The organism is Halorubrum sp. SD690R, assembly GCF_005435035.1.
GTDB classification, from domain to species: domain Archaea; phylum Halobacteriota; class Halobacteria; order Halobacteriales; family Haloferacaceae; genus Halorubrum; species Halorubrum ezzemoulense.
Genome location: NZ_SGTV01000065.1, coordinates 1 through 5,215, shown reverse-complemented (window position 1 = coordinate 5,215; position 5,215 = coordinate 1). Strand labels below are relative to the sequence as shown.

The 5,215-nt window shown below is 57.9% G+C and carries 1 tRNA gene and 3 rRNA genes; all 4 read left to right on the top strand.

The annotated features are described in order from the left end of the window. The first annotated feature begins 11 nt into the window (after positions 1–11). The 4 genes from EXE41_RS18215 (at position 12) to rrf (ending at position 5,154) form a co-directional block, all read left to right on the top strand. A 16S ribosomal RNA gene (locus tag EXE41_RS18215) occupies positions 12–1,481 on the top strand. 164 nt (positions 1,482–1,645) lie between these two features. After that, positions 1,646–1,717 (top strand) — tRNA-Ala (locus EXE41_RS18210). Positions 1,718–1,987: 270 nt separating this feature from the next. After that, positions 1,988–4,902, top strand: a 23S ribosomal RNA gene (locus EXE41_RS18205). Positions 4,903–5,032: 130 nt separating this feature from the next. Beyond that, positions 5,033–5,154: ribosomal RNA gene (gene rrf, locus EXE41_RS18200) — 5S ribosomal RNA — on the top strand. Together the 16S, 23S and 5S rRNA genes with 1 tRNA gene alongside form the textbook arrangement of a ribosomal RNA operon. The last annotated feature ends 61 nt before the right edge of the window (positions 5,155–5,215 follow it).

Sequence of the window (5,215 nt, the reverse complement as noted above, 5' to 3'; positions counted from 1 at the left end):
GAAGGATACTCATTCCGGTTGATCCTGCCGGAGGCCATTGCTATTGGGATCCGATTTAGCCATGCTAGTCGCACGAGTTCAGACTCGTGGCGAATAGCTCAGTAACACGTGGCCAAACTACCCTTCGGAACACAATACCCTCGGGAAACTGAGGCTAATAGTGTATACCATACCACCACTGGAATGAGTGGTATGCCAAACGCTCCGGCGCCGAAGGATGTGGCTGCGGCCGATTAGGTAGACGGTGGGGTAACGGCCCACCGTGCCAATAATCGGTATGGGTCATGAGAGTGAGAACCCAGAGACGGAATCTGAGACAAGATTCCGGGCCCTACGGGGCGCAGCAGGCGCGAAACCTTTACACTGCACGACAGTGCGATAGGGGGATCCCAAGTGCACAGGCATAGCGCCTGTGCTTTTCGGTACCCTAAGGCGGTACCAGAATAAGGGCTGGGCAAGACCGGTGCCAGCCGCCGCGGTAATACCGGCAGCCCAAGTGATGGCCGATCTTATTGGGCCTAAAGCGTCCGTAGCTGGCCGCGCAAGTCCATCGGGAAATCCACCTGCTCAACAGGTGGGCGCCCGGTAGAAACTGCGTGGCTTGGGACCGGAAGGCGCGACGGGTACGTCCGGGGTAGGAGTGAAATCCCGTAATCCTGGACGGACCGCCGATGGCGAAAGCACGTCGCGAGAACGGATCCGACAGTGAGGGACGAAAGCCAGGGTCTCGAACCGGATTAGATACCCGGGTAGTCCTGGCCGTAAACAATGTCTGCTAGGTGTGGCTCCCACTACGAGTGGGTGCTGTGCCGTAGGGAAGCCGCTAAGCAGACCGCCTGGGAAGTACGTCCGCAAGGATGAAACTTAAAGGAATTGGCGGGGGAGCACTACAACCGGAGGAGCCTGCGGTTTAATTGGACTCAACGCCGGACATCTCACCAGCATCGACTGTAGTAATGACGATCAGGTTGATGACCTTATCCGAGCTTCAGAGAGGAGGTGCATGGCCGCCGTCAGCTCGTACCGTGAGGCGTCCTGTTAAGTCAGGCAACGAGCGAGACCCGCACCCTTACTTGCCAGCAGTACCGCGAGGTAGCTGGGGACAGTAGGGGGACCGCCGTGGCTAACACGGAGGAAGGAACGGGCAACGGTAGGTCAGTATGCCCCGAATGTGCTGGGCAACACGCGGGCTACAATGGTCGAGACAAAGGGTTCCAACTCCGAAAGGAGACGGTAATCTCAGAAACTCGATCGTAGTTCGGATTGTGGGCTGCAACTCGCCCACATGAAGCTGGATTCGGTAGTAATCGCGTGTCACAAGCGCGCGGTGAATACGTCCCTGCTCCTTGCACACACCGCCCGTCAAAGCACCCGAGTGAGGTCCGGATGAGGCGTACCTCGTACGTCGAATCTGGGCTTCGCAAGGGGGCTTAAGTCGTAACAAGGTAGCCGTAGGGGAATCTGCGGCTGGATCACCTCCACCGACCCGAGACTCGCCCTCTGGGCGAGCTCACCTTAGACCGTCACCACGACGGTCACTACTCATTCGCATTGGACTGTGTACCGTCCGCCCACCCACCGGCTTGGACACCGCAGAACGACCACGGCTCACACAACACGCGAGAACCTTCCCACCAGGGAAGGTGGGCTCATAGCTCAGCGGTAGAGTGCCTCCCTTGCAAGGAGGATGCCCTGGGTTCGAATCCCAGTGAGTCCATGTCCGTCCGAAGCGAATCCGTCCCCTTAAGTGGGAGACGCGATTCGATTCGGACACGACGACCGATGCACCATCCCGGGAAACCGCGGATGGGAAGGGTTCGACGAACGCCCCGTCACACCCGGGGCGATTCAATGACAACCGTGTATACGTGCGATCCAGACGTCCACTGAACTCATCCGAGTTCGTGGAACGTCAGTGAACCATATACAGTCGGGTGACACTATGTCACTTGACCGTCAGTGACTCTCCTTCGAGAGTCGACTGACACACTACTGGCTACTGTGCCAGCTGGTGAATGGCTCGGCTCGAGAGCCGACGACGGACGTGCCAAGCTGCGAAAAGCCCGTGGGACCCGCATGGAGGGGAAGAACACGGGATTTCCTAATCGGAATCCGTTCAACAATTGCCACGCGCAATAGGGAACGCCCTGAATTGAAACATCTCAGTAAGGGCAGGAAAAGAACGCAACAGCGATGTCGTCAGTAACCGCGAGTAAACGCGACACAGCCCAAACCGAAGGTCTTCGGACCAATGTGGTGTTCGGGTTGACAACCAAATCTCGACACTCTCTCAGAAGTCTCCTGGAACGGAGCGTGAAACAGGGTGACAACCCCGTATGAGAGAGCAGTACGGATGGCGTCAAATCCAGAGTAGTAGGGGTCGGATATCCTCTATGAACATCTCAGGCATCCCCTGAGAAGGCTAAACACTCCTCGAGACCGATAGCGAACAAGTAGCGTGAGCGAACGCTGAAAAGCACCCCGAGAAGGGCGGTGCAATAGGGCCTGAAATCAGCTGGCGATCGAGCGACAGGGCGTACAAGGCGTCTCTTGAAACGACCGAGGAGCGATCCTCTAGTAGGAAGAGAGACGAGCCGGCGTCGTGTCGTGCGTTTTGAAAAACGACCCAGGGAGTGCACTTGATTGGCGAGTCTAACCGGCGAACCCGGGAAGGCGCAGGGAAACCGATACGGCCGCAGCATTGCGAGGGCCACCGTGTTCAAGCGCGGGGAGTCAATCAGGTGCGACCCGAAACCAGGCGATCTACGCGCGAGCAAGGTGAAGCGTGGCGAAAGCCACGTGGAGGCCTGTTAGAGTTGGTGTTCTACAATACCCTCTCGTGACTCGTGTGTAGGGGTGAAAGGCCCATCGAGCCTGGCAACAGCTGGTTCCAACCGAAACATGTCGAAGCATGACCTCTTCCGAGGTAGCCCGCGGGGTAGAGCTACCGATTGGATGACCCGCCTCCGAGAGGAGTCGGCCATCCTGTCGAACTCCAAACCCGCAGGCGCTGTAGACGAAGGGAGTCCGGTGCGCGGGGTAAGCCTGTGTACCGTGAGGGGAACAACCCAGAGCCGGGTTAAGGTCCCAAAGTGTAGATTAAGTGCGATTCGAAGGTGGTCTCAAGCCCTAAACAGCCGGGAGGTGAGCTTAGAAGCAGCTACCCGCTAAGAAAAGCGTAACAGCTTACCGGCCGAGGTTTGAGGCGCCCAAAATGATCGGGGCTCAAATCTACCACCGAGACCTGGCCGTGCCCTTGACAGGGGCAACCGCGTAGGTTGGCGTACTGGTCGGACGGAAGCCCGGGCGAGAGCTCGTGTGGACCGTCCAGTAACGACAATCCTGGTCACAGTAGCAGCGATAGTCGGGTGAGAACCTCGACGGCCTGAAGAGCAAGGGTTCCTCGGCACTGCCGTTCAGCCGAGGGTTAGCCGGTCCTAAGGTGTACCACAACTTGACTACACCGACGGGAAGCTGGTTAATATTCCAGCGCCATCGTGCAGTAAACGCCGACGCCGTGTGGAACGCTGAGCCGGGCACTCGCCCGGTCGAATCGTGGAAACTCGTGGACGCCGTCACGGCACGAAGCGAGCGAAACGCGAAACAGCGAAAGTCAGCTGTACATAGGGCCCGTGAAAAGGCAAGCACGATGTCCGTACCGAGATCCGACACAGGTGCTCTGCCAGCGCAAGGCAAGGCCTGTCGGGAGAACCGACGTTAGGGAATTCGGCAAGTTAGTCCCGTACCTTCGGAAGAAGGGATGCCTGCTCTCTAAGGAGCAGGTCGCAGTGACTCGGGCGCTCCGACTGTCTAGTAACAACACAGGTGACCGCAAATCCGCAAGGACTCGTACGGTCACTGAATCCTGCCCAGTGCGGGTATCTGAACACCTCGTACAAGAGGACGAAGGACCCGTCAACGGCGGGGGTAACTATGACCCTCTTAAGGTAGCGTAGTACCTTGCCGCTTCAGTAGCGGCTTGCATGAATGGATAAACGAGAGCGCCACTGTCCCAACGTTGGACCCGGTGAACTGTACGTTCCAGTGCGGAGTCTGGAGACCCCCAAGGGGAAGCGAAGACCCTATAGAGCTTTACTGCAGGCTGTCGCTGAGACGTGGTCGCCGATGTGCAGCATAGGTAGGAGTCGTTACAGAGGTACGCGCGCCAGCGCGCCACCCAGACAGCATTGAAATACTACCCGTCGGTGACTGCGACTCTCACTCCGGGAGGAGTACACCGGTAGCCGGGCAGTTTGACTGGGGCGGTACGCGCTCGAAAAGATATCGAGCGCGCCCGAAGATCATCTCAGCCGGGTCGGGAATCCGGCGAAGAGCGCAAGAGCACAAGATGGTCTGACAGTGTTCTTCCCAACGAGGAACGCTGACGCGAAAGCGTGGTCTAGCGAACCTACGAGGTTCCGGAATGGGACCCGTAGATGACAGAAAAGCTACCTTAGGGATAACAGAGTCGTCACTCGCAAGAGCACATATCGACCGAGTGGCTTGCTACCTCGATGTCGGTTCCCTCCATCCTGCCCGTGCAGAAGCGGGCAAGGGTGAGGTTGTTCGCCTATTAAAGGAGGTCGTGAGCTGGGTTTAGACCGTCGTGAGACAGGTCGGCTGCTATCTATTGGGGGTGTGAGGTACCTGACGTGAACGAACGTATAGTACGAGAGGAACTACGTTTGGTCGCCACTGGTGTATCGGTTGTCCGGAAGGGCAGATGCCGAGTAGCCACGCGACACGGGGTAAGAGCTGAACGCATCTAAGCTCGAAACCCACATGGAAAAGAGGTACCACAGAGGTCACTCGTAGAAGACGAGTTCGATAGACTCGGGGTGTACGCACCGAGGCAACGAGGTGTTAAGCCCACGAGAACTAACAGACCGAGCCACATTCATTGGCGCTGACGCGCCACGACTCGCATGAGTTCAGGCGGTATCTGGATCGCACGTATACACGGTTGGTATCGAACCACGACCGACACAGGAGTCTCTATAGAGAGTCTCGGTTCGACTCCGAGAGTCGGCATAAAGGCGGCCAGAGCGGTGGGGACACACCCGTACCCATTCCGAACACGGAAGTTAAGCCCACCAGCGTACCGTGAAGTACTGGAGTGAGCGATCCTCTGGGAACCACGGGTCGCCGCCTGCCCACTCATCCGGGAGAATACTCCCACTCAGCCCACGGACACTACGTCCGTGGGCTTTTTTGA